Genomic DNA, 23,804 nt, shown 5'->3' with positions numbered 1-23,804 from the left:
TAATCCGGCGTCCTATTTTGCCCCAACGTGACAGCAGATCGTATATGAGTGGTAACGCACAGCATCAATCCCGGATCAAGGAACTAATTGCCCGCGGACGCGAACAGGGTTATTTGACCTATGCCGAAGTCAACGACCATTTACCTGAGGATATTTCTGATCCAGATCAGGTAGAAGATATCATTCAGATGATCAACGACATGGGGATCAGCGTTTACGAAACCGCCCCCGATGCCGAACAGCTCCTGATCGCCTCCGGCGACTCCACCACCGATGAAATCGCTGCTGCTGAAGCCGCAGCAGCGCTGGCGGCTGTCGAGACAGAACAACACCGCACTACTGACCCGGTTCGTATGTACATGCGTGAAATGGGTTCGGTGGAGCTGCTCACTCGCGAAGGCGAAATAGAAATCGCCAAGCGCATCGAGGAAGGCGTCCGGGAACTCATGGCAGCCCTTGCCGAATGGCCCGCCGCTGTGGATCACCTCCTCGCTGAATACGACCTGATTGAAACCGAGGAACGCAAACTCAGCGATGTGTTAATCGGTTATCTGAACCCGATGGACCACGTTCCCTCCGCCCTCGCCCAGGCCGAAGCGGCCAAAAACAAGGAAGAGGAAGACGAAGACGAAGACGAGGCAGAAGACACGGGTCTCGACCCCATCGAAGCCAAAGAGCGTTTTGACACCCTGCGGCAGTTGAACAACAAGGCCAAAAAGGCCATCAGTCGTTATGGTGTGGCCCATAAAAGCACCCAGCAGCACCTGTCTGCACTGGGCGAGCACTTTAAGTTCCTGAAACTGGCACCCCGCCAGTTCGAACCCATGGCAGAGGCAGTTCGCGAAGCCCTGAGTCTTATTCGTGCGGAAGAGCGCACCGTTATGGCGCTCTGTATTCGCCAGGCAAAAATGCCGCGCACCGACTTTATCGGCCTGTTTCCCGGCCACGAAACCGATGAAAGCTGGGCCACTGGACTGGCCAAAGGCAAGGAACCCTATGCCGCTGCAATCGCCGTGGTAGAACCGGACATTCAGCGGTCCCAGCGCCGACTGATGCAGCTGGAAGAAAAAACCGGCCTGACCATCAGCCAGATCAAGGATATCAATCGCCGCATGTCAATCGGCGAGGCCAAGGCTCGTCGCGCCAAAAAAGAAATGGTGGAAGCCAACCTGCGTCTGGTAATTTCGATTGCCAAGAAATACACCAACCGCGGCCTGCAATTCCTCGACCTGATTCAGGAAGGCAACATCGGCCTGATGAAGGCGGTGGACAAGTTTGAATACCGCCGCGGCTACAAATTCTCGACCTATGCCACCTGGTGGATCCGTCAGGCCATCACCCGATCCATCGCCGACCAGGCGCGCACCATCCGTATTCCGGTGCATATGATTGAAACCATCAACAAACTCAATCGTATCTCCCGGCAGATGCTGCAGGAAATGGGCCGCGAACCCACGCCGGAAGAACTCGGCGAAAGAATGGAAATGCCCGAGGACAAAATCCGCAAGGTACTGAAAATCGCCAAAGAACCGATCTCCATGGAGACACCCATTGGCGACGACGAAGACTCCCACCTGGGCGACTTTATCGAGGACACCAACATCATGTCCCCGGTGGATTCCGCCACCACGGAAAGTCTCACCGAATCCACCCGTGACGTCCTCAACAATCTGACAGCCCGGGAAGCCAAAGTCTTGCGGATGCGGTTTGGTATCGACATGAATACCGACCACACCCTCGAAGAAGTGGGCAAACAATTTGATGTGACCCGTGAGCGGATCCGACAGATCGAAGCCAAAGCGCTGCGAAAACTGCGGCACCCCACCCGCTCTGATCACTTGCGCAGCTTCCTGGACGAATAACCCGTTGCTGATATAACCCCTGCCGGGACGGTTACAGAACCCCCCGCTCCGGCAGCGCAAGGCAAGACGCGAACGAATACCCTGGACAGCAATGACATATATACTGCTATCCTTGCCTCTCAAAGGGCCTTTAGCTCAGTTGGTTAGAGCAGTCGACTCATAATCGATTGGTCGCTGGTTCAAGTCCAGCAAGGCCCACCATTTACAGCTCCTCTAGCGAGGCTGCTCACCGATATAAACAATACGGACAGCCCTATGACAGCCGAGATTGCTATCCTCAATAAAAACGGTATTGCTTTAGCGGCGGATAGTGCTGTCTCCATTGGCTCACCTCAAGACACTCGAAAAATATACAACTCTGTCAACAAGCTTTTCATGCTCTCTAAATATCAACCAGTAGCATTTATGGTTTATGGCGGAGGAAGCTTCGTAGGTGTCCCATGGGAAATACTACTTAAGGAATATCGGGCGCAACTTGGAGATAGCTCATTCGGCACTCTGTTAGAGTACGCCGAAGACTTCTGGAGGTTCACCACAAACAACAGAAACATATTCTCCATTCACGAAGAACAAAAACACGTCCAAGAAAAGATCGTAACAAGACTGGTCAATATAAGAGAGAGGTGCCTCGAGTCAGTGCGAGCTAAGTATGCTGATGTTAAAGACAATATTACCGAAGAAGATTTTTCGGACTCCTACATTAGCTCTCTAGAAGAGATCCTTGAATCCGAGAAGAAGCATTTAGAGACACTAGAAAATCTAGATAACTTTGACGGGCATGACGAATCAAAATTCATTTCTGATTATTCACTTCAAATTGACACCGAGCTACAGAGCATTTTCGAAAACTTCTACCAGTCAATTGACGAGAATCTAAAAGATAAAATACATAAAGTTCTTGCATTATCTCTAGTAAAAAGAGATTTTGATCAGTCGAGCGGTATAGTTTTTGCCGGATATGGGTGCAATGAGATATACCCCAGAATAGCCTCATACCAAGTAGGAATTATACTCAACGGAAAACCAAGAAGCATGTTCCAACCTGGATCCAGCACCACCCAGACAGAAAGTTTTACTCCCTCCATTATACCCTTTGCCCAAGATGAAGTTGTAAGAACCTTTCTAACAGGCATGGATCCTGCATTCAATAACATCTTTGAAATGCTAAAGAATGGACTATCTTCGTACATTGCAGATCATCTTCCAGACAACTTATTTAATGAAAGCATGTCACAGGAAGACGCTAGGAGTGCAGTGAAGACACATATTGATAGCTTCATGAATGACCTTAATGAAAGTCTTGATAATATTAAAAAGACCACAGTTTTGAAACCGATTCTTGAAATGCTCGAATATTTACCGAAAGATGAGCTAGCAGAGATGGCGGAAACTCTTGTAAACTTAACGGCATTCAAAAGAAAGATGTCTAATTCGCCCGAATCAGTGGGCGGCCCCATAGATGTAGCTATACTATCCAAAGGCGACGGGTTTGTATGGTTTAAGCGGAAGCACTATTTTGAACCGAAGTATAACCAGCATTTCTTTGCTAACTACTATAACGGCAAAAAGTGAGATCCTGACATGAATACAAATAACATACAAAGCAAAGGCAAAACGGTCACTAAGTCGAAGATCAAAGTAATGAACTTTGAAAAAGAGTTCTTCCCTAAAAAGACTTGTGCGAAAACGAACACAATCGATAAACAAGAAGAAGAAGCTCGAAAAACAACTGAAGGCGCCAAAAGAGCTTTACAAGAGTTCCTTATGGCATAAAGCCATAACTTTTAGAATGATAAGCTATTTGCGCGTAAATTTAAGAGACTCATAAGAACTAGAGTAATAGCGTGCAAAGCTCAGCTCTAGATATCCACAGCGATTTAATATACTTACATATTGCTTGCAGCCACTTAAATGGCGCAATCAATACCGAAAGAAACAAGCACTTAGCCCACCTGAACCACTTATTCAGACTTATATGTTCTCTACTAACCAGATTTGGGCTTTGTAGCGCTCATCACTGCTCTAGTCGCGACTATTTGCTATGCCACTCTGGATAGATAAGACAGCATTAAATATTCGGTGTTAGATATATACCAGCCGTTTATGTTAACTATCTGCCCATCTCTAAAATCAGATGAAATGACAGAGAATAATTTATCCTGATCGACGGTTAGATTGGTTTCTTTGTTTTCCTTACTATGGCTACAGCCCTGATCTGAATGTATTGTTAGCCATAATTTTTCCTGTAATTCAAAAACGCTACTATGCAGGTCTAAAAAACATTTAGAAATAGGCGAGAAGACATACCCATTTTTGTTTAATGTATGCCTTAAGTTCTTGGCAAATTCCTGTTGTGCAATGGGATCTCCTGCACTTCCAAAGGAATATCCATATCCAAAGAATCCGGCCATTAATGTGGCCATACCTCGAAAGAATGTTCGCCTACTTAAAGATGAATTATGCATTTTCATTTGCTGTAAAAGTGAGCTTTAGGGTTTCAGCCAGTCTAACAGACAGTGCAACAATAGTGAGTGTAGGGTTGGCCCAACCAATCGAGGGAAAAACCGAGCTTCCGGCAATATAAAGGTTCGCAATGCCGTGAACTCTACAATCACTGTTTACGACGCCTTTTGTCCTGTCCGATGCCATCCTAGTCGTACCTGAATGGTGGCAACTTATGGTGTAGTTTGACTCATTGCTTTCTAAGTTCGAAGTAGTTCTCAGCCTGCCTGTCCCTGATCGACCTAACATCGATGCAAGTTCCTTTACCGCTGTCCTTAAGGTTTGTCTGTCTTTGTCATTTAGTTGCCAGTCAAGCTTGATTTTTTGTAACCCAAGACTGTCAGTTTCGGCGGAAAGGGTAACTCTACTGTCGTCATTTGGTGTCTGTTCCATATTTATTGCAACATTACACAACTGACCGGAACTCTTGGTGCTTACATCAAATAATGAATCGTTAGTATCGAATACATTTTTATAACTGAGGTTGGCAAACGTATCAGCATTGGCAATTATTTTCGATAATTTGGAGATTGCATTTTCTGGCCACTTTAAATTAGCAATATCATTTTTAATGCTCTTTAGCATTTCAATTGACAAATCTGATTCAGTACCAGGGCTGAATAACAAAATATAGTTACCTACTCCTTGTTTCTCTGCACGCTTTGGGGATGGCGCCAGGCATGCCCCTAGCTGAGCGCCCATAAATTTCTTTTCCCTAAAAAAAATTGAGTCTGCATTAATAGGCTTATGAAAAAGAGCTTTTCCAATATATGCCCCAAAGTGATCCATGTAAGTGCGCCCCACCAAGTCATGTGAGTTGCCGATCCCTTTTTCACTGTTTGTTCTGGATAAAAGCAGTATACGTGGATTTTCTAGCCCGCCAGCAGCTAATACAAATTGCTTGGCTTTCACTGAGGCTCGGGTTCCAGATAGCGCTACGAGTGATGCAGAAATGATTTTTTTTCGGTCAGCTGAGTCTACAAGTTCTTTTACATTGGCATTTAATAGAACATCTACATTTTGAGCTTTTTTTAGTTTATCTAAGTAAGTGGCTCCAAAACGGGTTGGCGGACTTCTTTGGAAAAAAACCGGGCGTAGCAATTGTTCTTTATCAAGTAATGGGAAATCGTCCGCCAAATTTAGCTCAGAAAGGTAATCATCGTAAATGTAACTGCCAAGCTCACAAAGTTTATGGGCCTTAACGTAATACGGGGCAAGGTCGGCTTTTGTTAATGGCCAGCTAGAGTGGTTTGAGTCATATTCTCTATGGAAATCATAAGAGTCTAGGGGACGGGACATACCGCCCCAATGATTTGTAGTTCCTCCTAAAAACCTCAGCCGTGTTGTTTCAAGTGGGAAATCCTTGAAACTGACATTCTCCCCCTTATACAGATCCTGGGTCGCTTGGTCGTATTCGAGCCCACCACTTTCCACTAGCAATATGCTGAGCCCTGAGTCAATAAGTTCTAGAGCTATGGTAATTCCAGCTGCACCACCACCTAAGATGCATATGTCGACCTCGAAAGCTGCGGGAGATTTAATATGATTGAAGTCAGAAAGCATCTTATATCATCAGGCAAATAGTGGTTTGATTATTGAAAAACTTGCCTCAAACTGCTTTTACAGACAGGCAGGCTAACATCACTCGCAGCAAAGATTATCATTCTTTTGGCAATATTATATAACCCTTGTCAATCTTCTATTTTCTTTTCAGAAACCCTCACATCAAACTAGCAGAGCTATCGGTCAAAACTAGAATGTTCTGTAAATTGCCGATTAGCTTTCTTGTGCTACCCACGTGCGACTTTTCATAATTTAAAATATCCTGACATTACGTCCATCCCGATTAAAGCCTCGGCACCCCACACCTAAGCTGAGGAGCGCTTGTAGTGCAATCGTAGCGTCCGGAGAATTAAAGGGGCCGGTGACAACCGAGGATCACTCTCACTTGATTTCCACGGAGTGCGACTAAACCTTCATTCGGGTGACTTTTTCAGATTGGTGGAAACAACTCACGGTAAGCGTGATAATGACTTTCCTATTCCAATCGTAAATCCTAGGAAAAGTAGCAAATCATGAGCAATAAAGTACCCAGTGTGATATTTAAAACGCGTGTCCGTGGTGAAAGCGTTGGCGGGAGAAGTCCATTTATCTGGAAGGATATTTCAACAGAAGAGGTATTTTCGGGTAAAAATGTCGTTATATTTTCACTGGCGGCTGTATTTACCGAGACGAGCTCTAGAACTCACCTGCCTGACTATGATGCCAAGTATGAGGAACTGAAATCACTGGGTATTGATGAAGTCTACTGCTTGAGCATTAGTGCGCCCTTTACCATGCTTCAGTGGGCGAAAAATTTAGGTCTTAAACATGTAAAAATGCTGCCTGATTCACATGGAAATTTTACTCGCCTGATGGGGATGCTGGTTAAAAAAGGGCCGGGTGAAGTGTCATGGCGTTATTCCGCTCACGTAATTGATGGGGAAATAAAACAACTCTTTGCTGAAACCGGGATGATGGATGATTGCCCGGATGACCCATTCGAGTGTAGTGATGTTGACACAATGATTTCTTACCTAAAGAAATAGAACTTCACCAACAGGATGTTGACCCAAACAGTTTCAGGTGAGCCACCCCTAACAAAACAAATTGTAGTTCCCCCGCTATATGTATGGCTGCTTGGCGACATGATATTCAGGAGAAGAACCGGGCCATGAGGTTCTTATTTAGCCTTACCGCTTTGTTAATAGCATTTCACACTTACAGTGATGAGCTACCTTCATGCATGGAAAACGCGCAAACGCAGCTAGAAATAAATCAGTGTGCAGGCATCAATTTGCTAGCGGCGAAACGCAAGCTTGTGAACGTGCTTGAAAAAATCAGGCACGCTTACAAATCAGCAAGTCCTGAATTTTTGACAAAGCTCGATGTTTCCCAAAAGGCATGGGAAGAAAGTCTAGAAGCAGATATGGAGATGAAATATCCGCTCGAGGATAAACGCCTACAATACGGCAGTGTTTACCCAATGTGTGCCAGCGGGTTTGAATCGAGGCTTGTACTGGCCCGCGTTGAGTTTCTGAAAGAGTGGTTAAAAGGACATCAAGACGGTGACATTTGTTCAGGCTCGATTATCCACAGTTACTCTATCCAGAGGGATTGTTCCAACATCGGAAAATAGCAATTGGCAAGCAACCTGATCTTCCCCACCATAACGCCCTTCAACATTGGCCCAGGGTATCAGAATCTGGCATACACACAGGGATTCATACTATATTCTGGCTGACATTGGACCGGTAACAGCCGGGCAGAAAGCCCCCGGTTATCGGCGACGAATCATCATCCATTTTTATTTTAATCAGCCCCTTTTTTGCAAGGAGGCTCGAACCCATTGGGCAAAAGTATGTTCGATCAGCTAACACTTCTAGCCGAAAACTTTACCCTTTCAGACTCGGTGACGGGTCTGCTGGTGAATACCGGTTTTTTGCTGGCGGCAATCATTATTCTCAGGACGCTCACCGCGCGCTTTATTCGGCACAAAGTGAAGGCTCCGGAGCTGAAAGGTCGCCTGCTGGCCAATACGCGCAACGGCTTTCTGTTGTTGATACTGCTGGGGCTGGCAATTATCTGGGGGGACCAGCTGCGCACTCTGGCATTATCGATTCTGGCTATTGCTGTGGCCTTTGTAGTCGCCACCAAAGAGCTGATCTCGTGTATCACCGGCTCTCTACTGAAAGGTGGCTCGGGGTCCTTTAACATTGGCGACCGGATTCAGATCAAGGATTTTCGCGGAGATGTCATCGACCAGAGCCTGTTGACCACGACCATTCTTGAAGTGGGCCCCGGATCCGGCGTCCACCAACGCACCGGCCACGTGATTGTGATACCCAACGCGATATTTCTCTCTGAGCCGGTAGTCAACGAAACCTTTTCCGAGCGCTACGACTTCCATGTGTTTACCGTGCCTTTCATGCGCGAGGATAACTGGCGTGCTGCACAGGAAGCCTTTCTCGCAGCGGCCAACCGACATTGCCAGCCCTACCTGGAATCCGTGCGCCGCCACATGAACAAAATTGGCGAACGACGGGGACTGGAAATGCCGTCGGTGGATCCTCGGGTCACGATTCAGGTGCCGGCAGCCGAAGAGATCCATCTGGTGATCCGAATCCCGACGAAAGCCGGTCAACGAAGCTATCTTGAACAACTCATTCTTTCGGAGGTGTTCACCAACAACGACTTTTCCAGCAAGTCCTCCGAGCAAAAAACTGTCCGCGAGAAATAAAAAAGGCCCGCCACTGGCATGGCGGGCACGGCTCAGGCTCTCGTCATTTCAGACGGAAGCCCCAATCCAGATCAGTCGTCACGACTAACTTTCATGGGCTCCTGGTTGCCTCTTTCAAAATAGACCTCGAGATCGCGACCGCGCACATCGTCACCTTCAACCTCGATCCTATCTCTTCGATTGATTTTAACTTCTTCGATGTCAACAATACCGGCCTCAGCAGCTGCTTTTGTATACAGCAACACATCGTCAGCTGTCATACCCCAGGCACCATTGAGACGTTTTTCACGTTCTTCATGAACGAGGTCTGGACTACCGGCACGGGTTTCAAGTTCCACATGCCAGTCCTGATCTATCCAGCCCTCAATTTCCATACGTCCGGAGCCTTCAAACTCAATACTGGTGAAATGTGTGATGCCATAATCCGAGCCGACTTTAATCGCCTCACTGATATTGCCCGCAGGGTCAGCTGTATAGGCAAAAGGGGTCACAGCCAGTGTCGCAATCGTCAGTGTTGTAAGTAACAGTTTCATATAAATCTCCGGATTGATTGATCAAAACAGGGCCAGATAAAGCACCGGGGAAATCCCGAACATGAGCTGACCCGCTTGATAGGCACAGTAACAAAGCCATCCTTACAGCACCCTGAGCAATCTGTTCATAGTTCATTCATGTTCTCTTTGGCAGAATGCCCTCCATGAAAAATCTTTTCACCCAACTTTTTTACCGCCAACATTGCCTGCCCTTCGCCGATCACTGCCGGCAGTTGTCGCTGCCAAGTAGAAACCATTTACTGGCAGCCATTCTGACATTGGGCTTTATCAGTCCCGGCTGGAGTGACGATGATGATTGGCGACGGCTCCACGAAGACGTGCAAGCCGGTAAAATAAAACCCCTCAATGAGATTCTGGCAAGCCTGAACACGCACTATGATGGACAGGTTATCGATGTGGATCTGGAGGATGAGAACGGCGTGATAATCTACGAAATAGAGCTGCTCGGCCCACAGGGGCAGGTAGTCGAGTTTGACGTGAATGCCGCCACGGGTGAACTGATTGGTATTGAAGGCACCAATATTCGCGGGATGACACGCCAGTGAAAGTCCTCCTGGTTGAAGATGACCGGCCTCTTGCGGAGGCGCTCGCCGAAGCCCTGCGGAATGTGGGTGTACTGGTTGAGATAGCTCCGGACGGCAAAACGGCTGACTTTCAGGTGAGTGTCGAGTGTTACGATGCCATCATCCTTGATCTCGGCCTGCCGGACGGCAACGGTGTGCAGTGGCTCTCGGGGTGGCGCGCCCGCGGTATGGATCTGCCTGTCCTCATCCTCACGGCCAGAGAGCGCTGGTCAGACAAAGCCGCCGGGTTTTCGGCAGGAGCCGATGATTATGTGACCAAGCCATTTGAAACGGCCGAGGTATTACTCCGTCTGCGGGCACTGGTTCGCCGTAGCCACGGGCATGCCCACCCGGTCATTACAGTGGGCGACCTGACACTGGACACCCACACGGGCCGATTCACCTATCTGGGTATGCCCGTGTCGTTATCCGCACAGGAATTCCGCCTGCTCTCCTATCTGATACACGCAGCGCCCCGGATCGTGAGTCGAACCGAGCTTTCAGAACATGTTTATGACCAGGATCAGGAACCGGACTCGAACGTCATTGATGTGCAGATAAGCCGGTTGCGGAAAAAACTGGACAGTGACTCAATCCGTACAGTGCGGGGACAGGGCTACTGTTTACCGGGCCATCCGACCGCCCCATGAACCGACACTTCCTGCGCACACTGCCAATTGCTTCCCGCATGCTGGCCACCTCGCTGATTTTAGTGGTACTCGTTATCCCGGTTGCCGGTCTGTTGCTCTCCTACAATCTTCGCGAAGCCGTCAATACTGCATTCGATGAACGTCTGGAGTCCCTGCTCAACGTGGTTTTGGCCGGCATTGAATATGACCGGCAAACAGACACACTGGCGCTCAACCAGCGACTCGGCGATGCCCGCTTCGATCAGGTATTCTCCGGCTGGTATTGGCAGATTTCCGACAATGCCTCCCGGGTTCTGACCTCCCGTTCCCTATGGGATCAGCGCTTACCTCTGACAGCAGGCCCGCAACTGCAATACAGCACAATTTCCGGCCCAAACGGAGAAACCCTGCGCAAGCTGGAGCGGGATGTGCGACTGCCAAGGCTCCCGGTCACTCTGCACGTTGCGGTGGCTGCTGATCTCAGCGAAGTGGATGCCGCACTGGCCCGCTTTGAGCAGCTGCTCTGGCTCTCGTTAGTGTCCCTGGGAATCTTGCTGCTGCTGGGCATCTGGTGTCAGTTGCACTGGGGACTTGAACCGTTAAGACGCATCCGAAGCAATCTGCAGGCAGTGGAAAGAGGTGACTGTGAGCGGCTCGACACCGACCTCCCCGAAGAGTTGAACAATCTGGCAACTGCCATCAATACTGTACTGGAGCGCGACCGGCAGTTGATGTCCCGCGCCCGTACCGCGGCGGGCAACCTGGCCCATGCCATCAAAACGCCTGTCAGTGTAATGATGACGACAACAGAGCAATTGCCTGCCAGTCAGCGCGAGACCATGGCATCCGAACTGAAACGACTGAACGAGGCTGTACGACACCACCTGGCCCGGGCTTCCGCCGCTGGCCCAGTGGTGCTGCGGCCTAGAGTGACCCTATCGGTGGCACTTGAGCCTGTCTTCAACGGTATTTCACGGTTGGCCGAACGAAAGAATATCACCTTTCAAAAACCCGAAGTACCACCACTGCAGTTGCAAATCGATGCCCAGGACCTACAGGAAATTGTCGGCAATCTACTGGAAAACGCATTGCGCTGGGCCACATCGAAAGTGGTGATGGCAATCTACAGTGAAGCCGACAACCTGCACCTCAGCATTATGGACGACGGGCCGGGGATGTCGTCCCAGAGCCGGGATGAAGCGTTGCAACGCGGTGGCCGGCTGGATGAGCAGCGCTCTGGCTCGGGCCTTGGGCTCGCCATTGTCAGCGAGTTGATCCAACTGTATGACGGGCAATTGCAATTAAAACCGTCTCCCATGGGAGGGCTGCTGGTAACCGTATGCCTGCCCTGCCTGGCTGCTTGACGTTGACAACTGCAGCCGAGAAAGGATCTCAAACATGGGCGGGGATTAAAAACGTTGTTTCAGCTCTGTCGCCAGCGCTAATCCGCTCAGGTAAGCTGACTCTACCCTGCCACCCAACAGCCAGTCACCACAGACGCCCAACTGCAACTGTTCATCCATTAGACACTCCGCTTCCGGCGATACTTCAGGTGTTGCTCTGTCTGTTGCTTTGGGTGTTGGCACGGTATTGGCGTAGCGCCAGCGATGCAGTCGAGAGTACTTTGGCTTCGGCAGCGTTTTAGCCATGAGCCGTTCCAGTTCGTGCCACAGGGCCCGCTGAACCTGCCGGGAATCGTCATCCAGATGCTGTTCGGCCCAGGCATTGGTTGACTGAACCAGGAGTCCACAACCACCAGCGCGACCGGGGCGGGATGACTCAAACGCCAGCCAGCCAATGGGAGAATGCTTCACCACCGCCGCCTGCCACAGACTCTGAAGCGGTTCGGCAAAGCCCAGCAACAGACTGTAACAGCCGAGCATTGTAGTACCGCACACCTGCTCGTAACCGGTAAAGGATGACGGCAGCAGTGCCGCAGACTGTGGCGCCGGCATGCTACAGACGACCCAGTCAAAAGGACCGTGGCAGGTATCATTGCGATCCCGTAACAACCAACCGGCGATGGTTTTTTCAAGTGACTCAATCGCAGTATCCAATATCAGATTTTTGCCCTCGGCAGCGAGCTGGCACAGGGTATTCATGCCGGGAACCGCCACATAGTGGGGTTCAAACCAGTCGCGCCGGTAGGATTTTCGGTCATCTCCCAATGTGATGACCCGCGGGTGCCATTCGGCCACCCGGCCTATGGCAATCAGTGGTTTCAGGTAGTTCTGAAAGGCAACTGAGCGGGCAGTGAAGAATTGCGCACCGTAATCAAACTGGAAGTCCTCCCCGGTACGTGTGGTGATACGCCCACCGACGCGCGGAGACTTATCGAAAACCGTCACTTCGGCAAAACCATCCAGCTCACCCGCCAAGGTCAACCCGGACAGGCCGGCCCCGATAATCGCCAGACGGGGGAGTCCGGTTACAGGAGGTATCATCTCGAGGCTTCTCCCCGCCTCACAGTGCAATCACTGCATAGCTGACCAGGGATAACAGGGCCATCACACTGGCGTGAACTCTGAGCCGGTAAAACCAGGGTTCGAGCAGTTGCTGCCTGACCAGAACCGTATCAATCCACAACAGATAGACGAAGCAAAACAGCAATATCGCTACACCCCATAACAGGGTCGACAGGAGAGACACCCAGGACAGCAGGGCAATCATATTGCTGTGCAGGAACAGGTTCAGCGAGCATTGCCTGAACAAAAAAACGCCCCAATGAATACCGGCAACAAACGAAACAATCACCGCACTGTAGGCCATCAGCAGGGTTTGGATATCAAAGGCGAGAAATGTGCTGCTCCCTGTGAACAGCCGGTAACAGGGGGAAAACAGGGGGAAAACAGGAATGGCAATATACCACTGTAGGTGAATAGGCTGGCCAGGGTCCGCTTACTTGTCGTGCTACTGTTCAAGGATGCTCTCTCTGATAATTTTGTCGCTGCGGATTATTCACCAAAGATGTTGCCCCGGCTGCGCCGGCATCTTTCGGAACAATATTTCACATCCTGCCAGACGCGCCGCCACTTTTCCGCCAATGGAAAGGCCGACGACAGACCACACAGATTTTGCCGGGCAGATCAGCTTTTTCCGGCACGCTGCCAACCCGTTTGCCTCGCCATTCCAATCACCAGGGGATTTCCCTGCCCTGCCAATCAAGGTATAGCGCGTGGCCGACCGGTGTCATATCTTCAACAATGGACAGTAACCGTTCCGCCACAAAATCGGCAGAAAACAGTTTGCCTTCCGGTACGTTCCCCTGGAACGGTCTGGACAGTGCTGTGTCGGTGGTGCCTGGATGAAAGGCCATCAACTGCACATTTTTTGCCCGCCTGGCGTATTCGACTGAAGCAGTCTGAACCAGCATATTCAGGGCCGCCTTGGAGGCGCGATAGCTGTACCAGCCACCCAGCTTATTGTCGCTGATACTGCCAACCCGGGCACTGAACAGTGTCAGGGTACAGACCTGTTCACCGCGCAGGGAGCCCACGAGATGCTTCAACCACAACAGGGGTGTGAACGTATTGGCCCTGAACACCGTTTCAATACTGGTCAAATCTATCTCTTCAAGCCGCTTTTCGGGAAGAACCCTGTTCCCCTCATGGAGCATACCGTTACAGATAAACACCCGTGAAAACTCACCGGGTTCTTCATTGAGCAGTGCAACAGTTTCAGCGATACCCACCTCTGAATAATCGCACGTCAGCCAGCTCACCCCCGCCGGCAAATCAACCTCGGCGGGACTGCGACTGACAGCATAAATCCCCTCAATGCGCTGATCAGCGCTTAGTCGACAAATCAAATGCCGGGCAATGCCACTGGAGGCACCGATCACCAAGGCTTTTGAACTCATTGCTGCGACCCCCGTGACCGACATGACCGGTCATCAACTACCCGGCTGGACATCTTCCTCATCGCCCGCCTGGGCTCCCTGTCGATCAACCGGCATTCGCCAGAGCTTGCCATCACATACGTAAAAATACGGGCAATTCCGCATGCAGCCCCGGCAGGGCAACCTTTCAACGGTTTGTTCAGTAGGTAAAGACATCGGTTGGTCCTTGGTTAATGGGTGAGTGTACGCTGAGATGTCCCGATCGGTTCAGCCTGACCCGATACACCGTCGGGGGGTGAATTTTTTATCGTGAAGCCATGGTTTTTGTCACTGTCTATGGCTTAGGCTTGACGGGGGTAATAACCTGTCTGGTCATATTGCGCCAGAGGGGAACAATCGGCGAGGCTTTTTGAACGCGTGGAAACAGACAAACTGGCACAATTGAGATCCGGCGACCCGGTACTTTTTGCAGAACTGGTTCGCGACCACCACCGCGCCCTCATCGCCCTTACAGTTCCCATTGTCGGTATCAGTGAAGCCGAAGAAGTGGTGCAAAATGCCTGGCTCAAGGCCTACCAGGCCATTGGCAGCTTTGCAGGGAAATCGGCGATTCGCACCTGGCTGGGTAGTATCGCCATCAATGAAGCAAAAATGCAGCGGCGCCAAAGGAAACGGGAATTGTTGTTCAGCGATCACGGCGACGAGAACCAGAATACAGAAGATTGCCTGACACAAAGGTTTACCGAGCGCGGCCACTGGCAACACCCTCCGGCCCATTGGCATATAGATTCTCCCGAGAGCCTGCTGACCGGTGAGCAGCTGGCCGAATGTCTGGAACGACTGCTAGCTGCCATGCCAGACAACCAGCGTTGTATTCTCGAAATGCGGGATGCCAGCGGACTGTCTTTTGAGGAAATCTGTAACGCACTGACGGTTTCTGCATCCAATGCGCGAGTGCTCCTGCACCGTGCGAGAACTCAATTGTTCAAACTTGTTGACCATTATGAGGAGACTGGCGAGTGCTGAGCTGCCGCGACTTTGTGAACAATGCGGATCAATTACTGAATCGCGATTTGCGTGTTTCCACACGTATCTCCCTGCAGATTCACCTGTTGCTCTGTCGGCACTGTCGCCGCTATCTCAAACAGCTGCACAGACTTGTCGAAGCCATCCCTTTTATGCACAACAAAGCCACGGAAGAGGAAGTGCACAAAGTAATGGACTGTATTCATTCCCACAACAACCTGTAGTCCCCGCAACAAAAGCCCCCTGCTCCGGCAAAAGAAACACAAACGCTGCCTGCAGCCGTAACAAATTCCTTTTAACGGCATCAGTTAGGCAGATTGCCGACAATATTTGTTGTGTGTTTCCTCACCGTGAAAACGTTGCCGGAGCAGACGCAGCCGGCAATCACATCCTATTAACGGTTAAAGAAATGTCATCAAAACCCGTTATGCGCTGTAACAAAAAACATCCGACGGCATCTCATTGCGGACACCTTACATTAACGAAACAAGGAACTGACTATGAAACAACCAACAAAAAACACCTTCAAATCAACCATTGGTATGGCCTTTATTTCCACCAGCCTGATACTCCCCATGGCCAGTATGGCCGACAATCCCTTCGCTGCGACCGATCTCGGCAATGGCTATCAGCTCGCCGGCAAACATGCCGCTGACAAGCCCGGGGAAGGCAAATGCGGCGAGGGCAAATGCGGTGAAGCAAACGCTGCCCCAAAGTCTGAAGAGGGCAAATGTGGAGAAGGCAAGTGCGGTGAAGAAAAACCTGCACCGAAATCCGAAGAAGGCAAACGCGGTGAAGGAAAGTGTGGTGAAGGAAAATGTGGCGGACAGTAATTTTTCCGGTTACTGCTGATTTCACGCTTCAGGGGGGGCGGCCAAGTGGTCGCCCTTCATCCTTAATTCCTGATATTCAATCAATCCGGTAAACCATCATGACCACAATGGCAATTACTCAACGGCTTAACAGGGGACTCAATGTCGCGCGACATGCAGACTTTCTCGCCCCACTGCTGCTGCGACTTTTTCTGGCACCGGTTTTCATCACGGCGGGCCTGACCAAACTGCTCGCCTTCGAGAGCACAGTCAGCTGGATGGGCAACCCGGATTGGGGGCTGGGATTGCCTCTTCCCTGGCTGATGGCGGTTCTGGCTACCGCCACAGAGCTGGTTGGCGGATGGCTGCTGTTGTTCGGGTTGGGGACACGGCTAATTGCCATCCCGCTGATGGCAACCATGCTGGTGGCCGCCTTTGCGGTTCACTGGCACAACGGCTGGTTCGCGATTGCCCCCTCGGACCCGTCAACCAGTATGGCCCGCCCCCTGGCCGCCATCGGCATTCCGACGGCGGAACAGAGTCTCGAAAACAGCGAGGCAGTGGGTGAACGATTATCAGCTGCCCGACAGATTCTTCGGGAACACGGCAATTACTCATGGCTTACAGGCAAGGGCAACATTGTCATTCTGAACAATGGCATCGAATTCGCAGCCACCTACTTTATCATGCTGCTGTCACTGTTTTTTACGGGCGGCGGCCGCTACTGCAGTGCAGACTACTGGATAGGTCGCCGGTGGCTCAATAACAGGGACTGACGACCGGCGTTTACCCCTTATGCTGCTCAATGGTTGGCCAGCACAGCCTCCCTCACCACTCCGAAACAGGAAAATATCCGATTGGCGATAAAATTACCCTAGAATAGTGCCGGTATCAGACGTTGATGATCGCTGTTCAGGAGAAGTCGTGTATGGAGGTGGACCATGTTGTCAAAGTGGTCGATATGGGTATCGATACCCACCAGGAATCCGTGGTGTACATGCGCAAGGATTCGCCGGTTTGTCAGTCGGAAGGGTTCTCTGCGAGCAGTCGCCTGACACTGAAAAGCAATGGTCATTCGCTGATTGCCACCTTGAATGTGGTGGACAATCACATTCTTCCTGAGGGTTATGCAGGCCTGTCAAAGGTCGCCATGCATGACTTACAGATCAAAAGTGGCGACACGGTGAAGATACATAACGCGCCATTGCTGAACTCACTGAGTCTGGTCCGCAAGAAAATTTACGGTCACAAGCTCAGCGAATCCGAAATCAAAAGTATCATCACGGACATCAGCGGCCACCACTACACCGACGTTGCCATCGCCAGTTTTCTCAGCGCCTGTGCAGGCAACAGGCTGGACGTAGACGAAATTATCAGCCTCACCAAGGCGATGGTGGAATGCGGCAAACGGCTCGAGTGGCCGGGCCACCTTCGTATTTTCGACAAGCATTGCATCGGTGGCTTACCGGGCAATCGCACCACACCGATCCTTGTTTCCATTGTCAGTTCAGCGGGATTGATTATCCCGAAGACGTCCTCGCGGGCGATCACCTCGCCATCGGGCACCGCAGACACCATGGATACTCTGACCAACGTCAACCTCAAGCTGGAGGAAATCCGCCATGTGGTCGGTGCCACCGATGCCTGTCTGGTGTGGGGCGGCGGAGTTAGCCTGAGTCCGGTTGATGATCTGCTGATCCGGGTAGAGCGGGCACTGGACCTGGATGGCGAAGGCCAGATGATCGCGTCAGTGTTATCCAAAAAAATAGCGGCTGGCTCAACCCACGCGGTAATCGATATCCCCGTTGGCGCAACAGCAAAAATCAGAACCCAGGACGAAGCCGAAAAGCTGGCATCCATGTTCACCCTGGTGGGCGCGGCCTGTGGCATTCAGCTGCGCTGTTTGATTACGGATGGCAGTGCACCAATCGGCTATGGCATCGGCCCGGTTGAGGAGGCCCGGGATATTTTATCCGTACTGCAATGCCAGACCGACGCACCTCAGGATTTGCGGCAACGTTCGCTGTTTCTTGCCGCCAACCTGCTGGATATGGCCCAGGCTAACGGCGTTGCAACCTGCATCGATCAGGCCACGGAAATACTGGACAGCGGGCAGGCATGGCGACAGTTTCAACGTATCGCCAAGGCCCAGGGCGGGCTGAAAACCCTGCCCACGGCCCGTTTCCGGCATATTGAGGTGGCCGATCGGGACGGCGTGGTCACGGCAATCGACAATCGCAGGCTCGCCAGAGTGGCGAAACTGGCTGGAGCGCCGACCGATCCGGCAGCGGGGCTTCGTCTGGCGGCCTCACTGGGGGAGCCTGTCACAAAAGGACAGGCACTCTTTACCCTCTTTTCAGAGAGTCAGGGAGAACAGGATTATGCGCTGGCTTTTTACCGGGATAATGGCCCTGTGTTTACGATTGGGGAGTCGTCATGAACCCTGCCGACCAACATCCACCCCTGTTGTTCTCCCTTGATGACCATCCCCTGCTGGTACCCCTCTGCCGCGAACTGGCAGCGACCTTGGGAACGCTCGAGACCCGCCTGTTTCCGGATGGGGAAACCTATCTCAAGGTTGCCATACCGGTGGCCGGCCACCACTGCATTGTGGTGGCAAACCTGGCCAACCCGAATGATAAATTGCTTCCGCTGATATTTCTGTTGGAAACCCTGCGGGAATTGGGAGCAAGTTCGGTGGGCCTGGTCGCCCCCTACCTGTGTTACATGCGTCAGGACTGCCGTTTTCATAATGGCGAGGCAGTCACCTCACGATTGTTTGCCCGCCTGCTGTCGACCCATATCGACTGGCTGGTGACAGTGGACCCACACCTTCATCGCTACCATTCACTGGCCGATATCTACACCGTACCCAGTGTCAGGGTTGAAGGCACAACAGCTCTCACTGACTGGCTGACCAATCAATCCTCCCTGTTACTGATCGGGCCGGACAGCGAGAGTGAACAGTGGGTCTCGCGGGTTGCCCTGGCCAGTGGCCATCCCTATGTGATCGGCGAAAAGCAGCGGCACGGCGACCGGGATGTGGTAGTCACACTTCCCGACCTTGCAGGCTATCAGGATCGAACAGCAGTAATCATCGATGATGTCATCTCCAGTGGCCAAACCATCCTGAAGTGTCTACAGGCAGTCCGGCAACAGGGTATAAGCCGGGTTAAATGCGCGGCGATCCACGGTATTTTTGCCGACCGTGTCGATGAGCTGCTGTTGCAGTCCGGCCTGACGGAACTGGCCACCTGCAACACCATCCCCCATGCCACCAACTGTATTGATGTGACTCCCCTGCTGGTTCCCGCCATTCAGCGATGCTCGGGAATCGGGGGCAATCAGGGTTCTGGCAACAGGTAAAGGGTTCAGGCCACCCTGGCAACAACGGCAAACAACGGGTCGCCGCACGGAGGACTCCGGTCCATCAGCTCAATCTGCCGGTAGCAACCGGCCTCCTCAAGAAAGGTCTTGATCAGATAGGCGCGCTGCTCATCATTAAGATACAACCAGGCAGCAGTCGCCTTCGACTCAAAGTAGCGATTTGAATAGGTGATAATCAACGGGGCATCTGGCTTGAGCACCCGACCCGCATCCCGCAGCACCGCGACAGGATCCGTCAGATAATCAATCGAGACACAGATCAATACGGCATCAAATTCCCCGTCAATAAACGGCAGTGAAGGTTCACGGTTCAGATCATGCACCACCCACTGGTCGAGCTGTGGATTCCGCGCCATCTCCCGGTCATTCATGCCCAGACCGACCACGCGACCAAGCGCCAGCTCCTCGGGCAGATGGCTGAGCCAGCTGCTCATCAAATCCAGCACCGCCGTGTCGGCAGACAGGTATTCGCGGTACAGTTCAGTCACCCGGTCAATCGCATCGGGATCAATATGGCTGACAAAGCGCGGAATCCGGTAGAACTGGTCATCCGGGGCCTCGTCCATGCGCCGGAAAGTGCTGTCGGTCAGCTGAATTTTATACTTCTTGTCGAAACGCATGAACAGCAGACTAAACCAGACCCGATCACCGGTAAACCTTTCGATTCACGAAGTGCCAGGCACTGTTATCAACCGCTGCAAAGTGCTACGTTTAATAGCCGAATAATAATTCACCGGGAAAGCCCTCCGGTTCTGTCACTGTCGTGGTTAGAGCAGACATTATGAAAATATCCACCACCCAACAGGGCAATCCTGCCAATCGCAAAATTGATCCACGTTTCGAGGCGGCCCTAGAGACAATTGACCGACAGCACTTTATCAATTGCGAAAATGGATCGCTGGTGGCGGGGGAAAGTATTCCCACCACAGAAGTACTGAAACAGATATTCAGTGTGTTGACTTTGCCGAACTACCCCAGGGTCCTGCATGTGGGTGCAGGGCTGGGCTACCCCTGTGCGGTGCTGGCCAAAATCGCCAGCAAGGTCGTCGGTATCGAAAAGGTCGCCACCCTGGCCGATGCCGCAATGGACAAGCTCAGCCAGCTGCAACTGAAAAATGTCATTGTACTGCACGGCGAAGGCGAAGAGGGCTCGGCACAGTTTTCGCCCTTTGACATCATCATGGTCACCACGCCCGGCCTCAAGACGCTCTCGACCCTGCTCCACCAATTGGCCCCGGGTGGTCAGCTGGTATCTGTTGAACGAACGGAATCGACACTGTTGAAACTGGTCAAGTACGTTCAGGACGAACAGCAGAAAATCCATCGCATTGAACAGGGGCTGGTGAGCTTCGACAACAAAAGTGACCAGACCCTGATTGAACTCGGCATCGTCAACCGGGAAATTCTCAACGAGGCGAAAATCCGCGCAAAAACCAACAACACTCTGATTATCGATGAAGTCCGACAACTGATAAATGTGGATGATCTGGCGTTATACCGCTCCCTGGCCAAGCGCTACAACCTGGAGCTGGGTAATGTCGATATTTTGCTCAGGCGACTGGACCCCGCCATTTTCAACCGGTTTTCCCAGGCCTTTCTCGATCATCACCGCCTGATCCCTCTGTTCACTGATCACGACACCCTCCGGGTTGCCACCAGTGATCCGGATGCGTCGATGGATGAAATCCAGCAGGTTTTCCCCCGGCACAGGCTAGTAAAAATTCTGGTCACACCAACGGATTTCAGACGCCTCTGGTCCGCCACCGACCTATCGGTTCAGGCTCACACCACCCCCCTGCCCGACTATGAGGAAAAGGTCCTTGCAGAAAAAGATCAGGACCTGCTGGGCAAGGCCAGGCCGGAAGTGGGTGCCCACCTGATTTCGCTGTTTGAAGCCATGTTGCTCGATGCCGTGGCCGAGCGCGCCAGCGACCTGCACATTGAGCAGTATCATCGCACCGTGCGAATCCGCCTGCGGGTGGATGGTGAACTGCGTGACCTGCCGCACTACGAGATCACTCCCGGCGAACTGCGCGGTCTGATCAACGTGATCAAACTCCGCGCCGACCTGAATATCGCCGAACGCCGTTTGCCCCAGGGTGGCCGTTCGCGACTGCGGGTGGGAGACGCGCTGTTCGATTTGCGGATTCAGGTACAGCCCTCATTGCACGCCGAGCATGTGGTGATCCGCCTGTTACCGCAGAATTCGGAGCTGATCAGCATTGACAAGCTAGGGCTGTCCAGTGCCATTGCCGACAACTACCGGCGGCTACTGCGCAACCCTGCGGGTCTGGTACTGGTGGTTGGCCCCACCGGATCGGGCAAAAGCACCACACTGTATGCCGGCCTGCAGTTACTGGCCGATGATGGCGCCCGAAAAGTGATTACCGTGGAAGACCCGATCGAATACTCCATTACCAACATCCAGCAAACCCGGGTCAGGCCGGAGATCGGCTTCAGCTTTGCTGATGCCATGCGCTCCTTTGTCCGTCAGGATCCGGATGTGATCCTGGTGGGTGAAATCCGTGACAACGAAACCGCTGTCGAAGCCATGCGGGCCTCTCAGACCGGTCATGTGGTGCTCTCCACGCTCCACTGCAACGATGCTGTCGACGCCATGCAACGGCTCTATGACCTGGGTGTTCACCCGAACTCACTGGCCAGTGAACTGCTGGCGGTAATCGCCCAGCGGCTGGCAAAACGTATTTGCCTCAACTGCCGGGTTCCGGCAGAGCCGGATGAGGCCATTCTTCGGGAGGTGTTTCCCGATGGCACCCCCCACAGTTTCCGCTCCTTTATCGGCAAGGGTTGTGAGCAGTGTAATGACAGCGGCACCCACGGCCGCATGGGGGTTGTGGAATACCTGCACATCGACCCGGAGTTGCGCAATGCCATCGCCCGCCAGATTCCGGTGGGAGAGCTGCGCAAACTGGCACTGGACTGCGGACTGATAACCATGCGCGACAGCGCTCTGGACCACGTTATCCAGGGCAACATTCCTCTCTCCGAATTGCCCCGTATTCTCCCGGCCGAGCGGATGGCACCCGAAGCCCGCTGGCAGTGGGAAAAACCCTCCTGAGACATTGATCATGAATGACAAAGCCATACAGAGACCCAGCGCCGAGAACCTCTACCGGGACGAGCTGGAACGACTGATTGACTGGGACCCAGGCCCGGCACCACCGGGCTGGAAGATGTCTCCATTCGCCGTGGAAAAATTCATCCTCGGTGATGACGAGCTGGGCATTCAGCGAAAATTTGTCGCCCAAAGGGAGCTGGTTACCCGGATTATCATCAGTCTCGCCACCAACCGGGGAGCCATGCTGATCGGCGAACCGGGTACGGCCAAATCCTGGTTGTCGGAATTATTGGCCAGCGCTATCTCCGGCCAATCCACCCTCACCATTCAGGGCGGAGCCATCACCAATGTCAGCCAACTGCTCTACAGCTGGAACGAAGCCTTATTGAAGAGTGCGGGGCCAACGCCCGAGGCGCTGATTCCAAGCCCGGTTTATCAGGGCATGATGGAGGGCCAGCTGGTGCGTTTCGAAGAAATTGCCCGCTGCCCCCAGCACATTCAGGATGCCATGCTGTCGATCATGTCAGAGAGGCAGATCCTGGTGCCTGAGCTAGGCCGCGAAAACGGCGTTCTCTTCGCCCGAGAGGGCTTCAATATCATTGCCACGTCCAACTCCCTGGACCAGGGCGTCAATGCCATGAGTGCAGCCCTCAAACGTCGCATGAACTTCGAAACCATACCGCCGATTCGGGAACTGCAGGACGAAATCGAGGTGGTCGCCAGCGAATCGGAAAAACTGATTCGTCTGTCCGGTGTCGATGTGAAGCCCGATGCCCAGATCATCGAGGTACTGACAACGATTTTCCACGAGCTGCGCAACGGGCAGACGCTGGATGGACGCAGTACCGACCGACTTGCAGCCACCGTGATGTCCACCGCAGAGGCCGTGTCTGTGGCCCACGCCATGGGCGTGCACGCCTACTACTATCGCAACGGCAAGATGGAGATGGGCGACCTGGTGCATTTCCTGATCGGAGCGGCCCTGAAAGATAACAAAGACGACCGGCGGCGCATGAAACACTATTTTGAATCCGAAGTGGCCGTCAAGGAAGGGGCGCACTGGCAAGCGGTATTTGAACAGCGGCGGTTACTGTAAATCCTCTAACCTAAAGAGGCAGAGACTAAAACCACTCTCAGAGATCCAGGTATCTGAAGCCACGGTCACCGTTGAAGGAAACCGTCTCAGAATAGTCAGCGAGGCATACAAAACCCCGGTCAGTCCACCGAGAAACCAACCCGGCAATCGATATTTCAGAAGGTTCAGGCAGCCATG

General features: G+C 52.2%; 25 protein-coding genes, 1 tRNA gene and 1 pseudogene. 18 read left to right on the top strand and 9 right to left on the bottom strand.

Features of this window, described 5'->3' with window-relative positions:
- The first annotated feature begins 44 nt into the window (after positions 1–44).
- From rpoD to U740_RS06055, 4 genes are all read left to right on the top strand, one after another.
- On the top strand, positions 45–1,862 hold the full coding sequence (gene rpoD, locus U740_RS06070) for an RNA polymerase sigma factor RpoD (protein WP_036859724.1): 1,818 nt from the start codon (positions 45–47) through the stop codon (positions 1,860–1,862).
- 124 nt (positions 1,863–1,986) lie between these two features.
- Positions 1,987–2,063: transfer RNA gene (locus tag U740_RS06065), tRNA-Ile, on the top strand.
- Positions 2,064–2,117: 54 nt separating this feature from the next.
- Entirely contained in the window at positions 2,118–3,434 is a 1,317-nt protein-coding gene (locus tag U740_RS12015) for a hypothetical protein (protein WP_081890855.1), read from the top strand.
- A gap of 9 nt (positions 3,435–3,443) precedes the next feature.
- A complete protein-coding gene (locus U740_RS06055; RefSeq protein ID WP_036859721.1) occupies positions 3,444–3,635 on the top strand; it encodes a hypothetical protein in 192 nt (63 codons plus the stop codon).
- 266 nt (positions 3,636–3,901) lie between these two features.
- Here the strand turns inward: U740_RS06055 and U740_RS06050 are convergent, their stop codons facing one another.
- Entirely contained in the window at positions 3,902–4,327 is a 426-nt protein-coding gene (locus U740_RS06050; protein ID WP_152556795.1) for a hypothetical protein, read from the bottom strand.
- Positions 4,320–5,927, bottom strand: coding sequence for a GMC oxidoreductase (locus U740_RS06045; protein ID WP_036859717.1), 1,608 nt, complete (start codon positions 5,925–5,927; stop codon positions 4,320–4,322). The genes U740_RS06050 and U740_RS06045 overlap by 8 nt, the downstream gene beginning before the upstream one ends.
- 512 nt (positions 5,928–6,439) lie before the next feature.
- On the opposite strand from U740_RS06045, the gene U740_RS06040 reads away from it, so the two are divergent.
- The 3 genes from U740_RS06040 to U740_RS06030 all read left to right on the top strand — a co-directional run bounded on the left by U740_RS06040 (position 6,440) and on the right by U740_RS06030 (position 8,643).
- A complete protein-coding gene (locus tag U740_RS06040; RefSeq protein ID WP_036859715.1) occupies positions 6,440–6,952 on the top strand; it encodes a redoxin family protein in 513 nt (170 codons plus the stop codon).
- Positions 6,953–7,035: 83 nt separating this feature from the next.
- Positions 7,036–7,542 (top strand): lysozyme inhibitor LprI family protein, encoded by a 507-nt coding sequence (locus U740_RS06035; RefSeq protein ID WP_051921246.1) that lies wholly within the window; start codon positions 7,036–7,038, stop codon positions 7,540–7,542.
- A gap of 222 nt (positions 7,543–7,764) precedes the next feature.
- Positions 7,765–8,643, top strand: coding sequence for a mechanosensitive ion channel domain-containing protein (locus U740_RS06030; protein ID WP_036859713.1), 879 nt, complete (start codon positions 7,765–7,767; stop codon positions 8,641–8,643).
- A gap of 71 nt (positions 8,644–8,714) precedes the next feature.
- On the opposite strand, the gene U740_RS06025 is transcribed toward U740_RS06030, so the two are convergent.
- Positions 8,715–9,176, bottom strand: coding sequence for a hypothetical protein (locus U740_RS06025; RefSeq protein WP_036859710.1), 462 nt, complete (start codon positions 9,174–9,176; stop codon positions 8,715–8,717).
- Positions 9,177–9,340: 164 nt separating this feature from the next.
- On the opposite strand from U740_RS06025, the gene U740_RS06020 reads away from it, so the two are divergent.
- Genes U740_RS06020 through U740_RS06010 form a run of 3 tightly spaced genes read left to right on the top strand, consistent with a single transcriptional unit; the run spans position 9,341 to position 11,753 of the window.
- Positions 9,341–9,742, top strand: a complete 402-nt coding sequence (locus tag U740_RS06020; RefSeq protein WP_081890854.1) for a PepSY domain-containing protein — start codon at positions 9,341–9,343, stop codon at positions 9,740–9,742.
- Complete coding sequence (locus tag U740_RS06015) at positions 9,739–10,410, top strand: response regulator transcription factor (protein ID WP_036859708.1); 672 nt, start codon at positions 9,739–9,741, stop codon at positions 10,408–10,410. Before U740_RS06020 ends, U740_RS06015 begins: the two co-directional genes overlap by 4 nt.
- A complete protein-coding gene (locus U740_RS06010) occupies positions 10,407–11,753 on the top strand; it encodes a sensor histidine kinase (RefSeq protein WP_036859706.1) in 1,347 nt (448 codons plus the stop codon). Before U740_RS06015 ends, U740_RS06010 begins: the two co-directional genes overlap by 4 nt.
- 45 nt (positions 11,754–11,798) lie before the next feature.
- On the opposite strand, the gene U740_RS06005 is transcribed toward U740_RS06010, so the two are convergent.
- From U740_RS06005 to U740_RS12195, 5 genes and pseudogenes are all read right to left on the bottom strand, one after another.
- Entirely contained in the window at positions 11,799–12,833 is a 1,035-nt protein-coding gene (locus U740_RS06005; protein WP_036859704.1) for an NAD(P)/FAD-dependent oxidoreductase, read from the bottom strand.
- A 19-nt stretch (positions 12,834–12,852) separates the two neighbouring features.
- Entirely contained in the window at positions 12,853–13,209 is a 357-nt protein-coding gene (locus tag U740_RS12010) for a DUF3429 domain-containing protein (RefSeq protein ID WP_268745574.1), read from the bottom strand.
- A 134-nt stretch (positions 13,210–13,343) separates the two neighbouring features.
- Positions 13,344–13,492, bottom strand: a pseudogene (locus tag U740_RS12270) (DUF2256 domain-containing protein).
- Between the two features lie 30 nt (positions 13,493–13,522).
- On the bottom strand, positions 13,523–14,248 hold the full coding sequence (locus U740_RS05990) for an SDR family NAD(P)-dependent oxidoreductase (protein ID WP_036861444.1): 726 nt from the start codon (positions 14,246–14,248) through the stop codon (positions 13,523–13,525).
- Positions 14,249–14,281: 33 nt separating this feature from the next.
- Positions 14,282–14,443, bottom strand: coding sequence for a hypothetical protein (locus tag U740_RS12195; RefSeq protein WP_160172053.1), 162 nt, complete (start codon positions 14,441–14,443; stop codon positions 14,282–14,284).
- Positions 14,444–14,644: 201 nt separating this feature from the next.
- Here U740_RS12195 and U740_RS05985 point away from each other — a divergent pair, with 201 nt between their 5' ends.
- From U740_RS05985 to U740_RS05960, 6 genes are all read left to right on the top strand, one after another.
- Positions 14,645–15,253 carry a sigma-70 family RNA polymerase sigma factor gene (locus U740_RS05985; protein ID WP_036859697.1) on the top strand — a complete coding sequence of 203 codons (609 nt, stop codon included), beginning with the start codon at positions 14,645–14,647 and terminating at the stop codon, positions 15,251–15,253.
- The gene (locus tag U740_RS05980) at positions 15,247–15,477 is read left to right on the top strand and encodes a hypothetical protein (RefSeq protein WP_036859696.1); all 231 of its coding nucleotides are present in this window, start codon (positions 15,247–15,249) and stop codon (positions 15,475–15,477) included. Before U740_RS05985 ends, U740_RS05980 begins: the two co-directional genes overlap by 7 nt.
- A gap of 276 nt (positions 15,478–15,753) precedes the next feature.
- Complete coding sequence (locus U740_RS05975; protein WP_036859694.1) at positions 15,754–16,086, top strand: HvfA family oxazolone/thioamide-modified RiPP metallophore; 333 nt, start codon at positions 15,754–15,756, stop codon at positions 16,084–16,086.
- 98 nt (positions 16,087–16,184) lie between these two features.
- Positions 16,185–16,841, top strand: a complete 657-nt coding sequence (locus U740_RS05970; RefSeq protein ID WP_036859692.1) for an HvfX family Cu-binding RiPP maturation protein — start codon at positions 16,185–16,187, stop codon at positions 16,839–16,841.
- Positions 16,842–16,993: 152 nt separating this feature from the next.
- The gene (locus tag U740_RS05965) at positions 16,994–18,505 is read left to right on the top strand and encodes a thymidine phosphorylase family protein (protein ID WP_036859690.1); all 1,512 of its coding nucleotides are present in this window, start codon (positions 16,994–16,996) and stop codon (positions 18,503–18,505) included.
- A complete protein-coding gene (locus U740_RS05960) occupies positions 18,502–19,431 on the top strand; it encodes a ribose-phosphate diphosphokinase (RefSeq protein WP_036859688.1) in 930 nt (309 codons plus the stop codon). The genes U740_RS05965 and U740_RS05960 overlap by 4 nt, the downstream gene beginning before the upstream one ends.
- A 5-nt stretch (positions 19,432–19,436) precedes the next feature.
- Here the strand turns inward: U740_RS05960 and U740_RS05955 are convergent, their stop codons facing one another.
- Positions 19,437–20,072 carry a class I SAM-dependent methyltransferase gene (locus U740_RS05955; protein WP_051921245.1) on the bottom strand — a complete coding sequence of 212 codons (636 nt, stop codon included), beginning with the start codon at positions 20,070–20,072 and terminating at the stop codon, positions 19,437–19,439.
- Between the two features lie 161 nt (positions 20,073–20,233).
- Here U740_RS05955 and U740_RS05950 point away from each other — a divergent pair, with 161 nt between their 5' ends.
- On the top strand, positions 20,234–22,531 hold the full coding sequence (locus U740_RS05950; RefSeq protein WP_051921244.1) for an ATPase, T2SS/T4P/T4SS family: 2,298 nt from the start codon (positions 20,234–20,236) through the stop codon (positions 22,529–22,531).
- A gap of 10 nt (positions 22,532–22,541) precedes the next feature.
- A complete protein-coding gene (locus U740_RS05945) occupies positions 22,542–23,627 on the top strand; it encodes an ATP-binding protein (protein ID WP_036859687.1) in 1,086 nt (361 codons plus the stop codon).
- Positions 23,628–23,804 lie beyond the last annotated feature (177 nt).

This window comes from Porticoccus hydrocarbonoclasticus MCTG13d, from assembly GCF_000744735.1.
GTDB classification, from domain to species: Bacteria; Pseudomonadota; Gammaproteobacteria; order Pseudomonadales; family Porticoccaceae; genus Porticoccus; species Porticoccus hydrocarbonoclasticus.
This window is presented reverse-complemented; position numbering and strand designations above follow the sequence as displayed.

Coding starts and splice junctions, on each gene's coding strand:
- U740_RS06020 (WP_081890854.1), top strand. CDS start 9,341: ATGAAAAATCTTTTCACCCAACTTTTTTACCGCCAACATTGCCTGCCC.
- U740_RS05945 (WP_036859687.1), top strand. CDS start 22,542: ATGAATGACAAAGCCATACAGAGACCCAGCGCCGAGAACCTCTACCGG.
- U740_RS05965 (WP_036859690.1), top strand. CDS start 16,994: ATGGAGGTGGACCATGTTGTCAAAGTGGTCGATATGGGTATCGATACC.
- U740_RS06030 (WP_036859713.1), top strand. CDS start 7,765: ATGTTCGATCAGCTAACACTTCTAGCCGAAAACTTTACCCTTTCAGAC.
- U740_RS05990 (WP_036861444.1), bottom strand. CDS start 14,248: ATGAGTTCAAAAGCCTTGGTGATCGGTGCCTCCAGTGGCATTGCCCGG.
- U740_RS05960 (WP_036859688.1), top strand. CDS start 18,502: ATGAACCCTGCCGACCAACATCCACCCCTGTTGTTCTCCCTTGATGAC.
- U740_RS06025 (WP_036859710.1), bottom strand. CDS start 9,176: ATGAAACTGTTACTTACAACACTGACGATTGCGACACTGGCTGTGACC.
- U740_RS12195 (WP_160172053.1), bottom strand. CDS start 14,443: ATGTCTTTACCTACTGAACAAACCGTTGAAAGGTTGCCCTGCCGGGGC.
- U740_RS06050 (WP_152556795.1), bottom strand. CDS start 4,327: ATGCATAATTCATCTTTAAGTAGGCGAACATTCTTTCGAGGTATGGCC.
- U740_RS05950 (WP_051921244.1), top strand. CDS start 20,234: ATGAAAATATCCACCACCCAACAGGGCAATCCTGCCAATCGCAAAATT.
- U740_RS06035 (WP_051921246.1), top strand. CDS start 7,036: ATGGCTGCTTGGCGACATGATATTCAGGAGAAGAACCGGGCCATGAGG.
- U740_RS05975 (WP_036859694.1), top strand. CDS start 15,754: ATGAAACAACCAACAAAAAACACCTTCAAATCAACCATTGGTATGGCC.
- U740_RS06005 (WP_036859704.1), bottom strand. CDS start 12,833: ATGATACCTCCTGTAACCGGACTCCCCCGTCTGGCGATTATCGGGGCC.
- U740_RS05970 (WP_036859692.1), top strand. CDS start 16,185: ATGACCACAATGGCAATTACTCAACGGCTTAACAGGGGACTCAATGTC.
- U740_RS06010 (WP_036859706.1), top strand. CDS start 10,407: ATGAACCGACACTTCCTGCGCACACTGCCAATTGCTTCCCGCATGCTG.
- U740_RS12015 (WP_081890855.1), top strand. CDS start 2,118: ATGACAGCCGAGATTGCTATCCTCAATAAAAACGGTATTGCTTTAGCG.
- rpoD (WP_036859724.1), top strand. CDS start 45: ATGAGTGGTAACGCACAGCATCAATCCCGGATCAAGGAACTAATTGCC.
- U740_RS05955 (WP_051921245.1), bottom strand. CDS start 20,072: ATGCGTTTCGACAAGAAGTATAAAATTCAGCTGACCGACAGCACTTTC.
- U740_RS06055 (WP_036859721.1), top strand. CDS start 3,444: ATGAATACAAATAACATACAAAGCAAAGGCAAAACGGTCACTAAGTCG.
- U740_RS06045 (WP_036859717.1), bottom strand. CDS start 5,927: ATGCTTTCTGACTTCAATCATATTAAATCTCCCGCAGCTTTCGAGGTC.
- U740_RS06040 (WP_036859715.1), top strand. CDS start 6,440: ATGAGCAATAAAGTACCCAGTGTGATATTTAAAACGCGTGTCCGTGGT.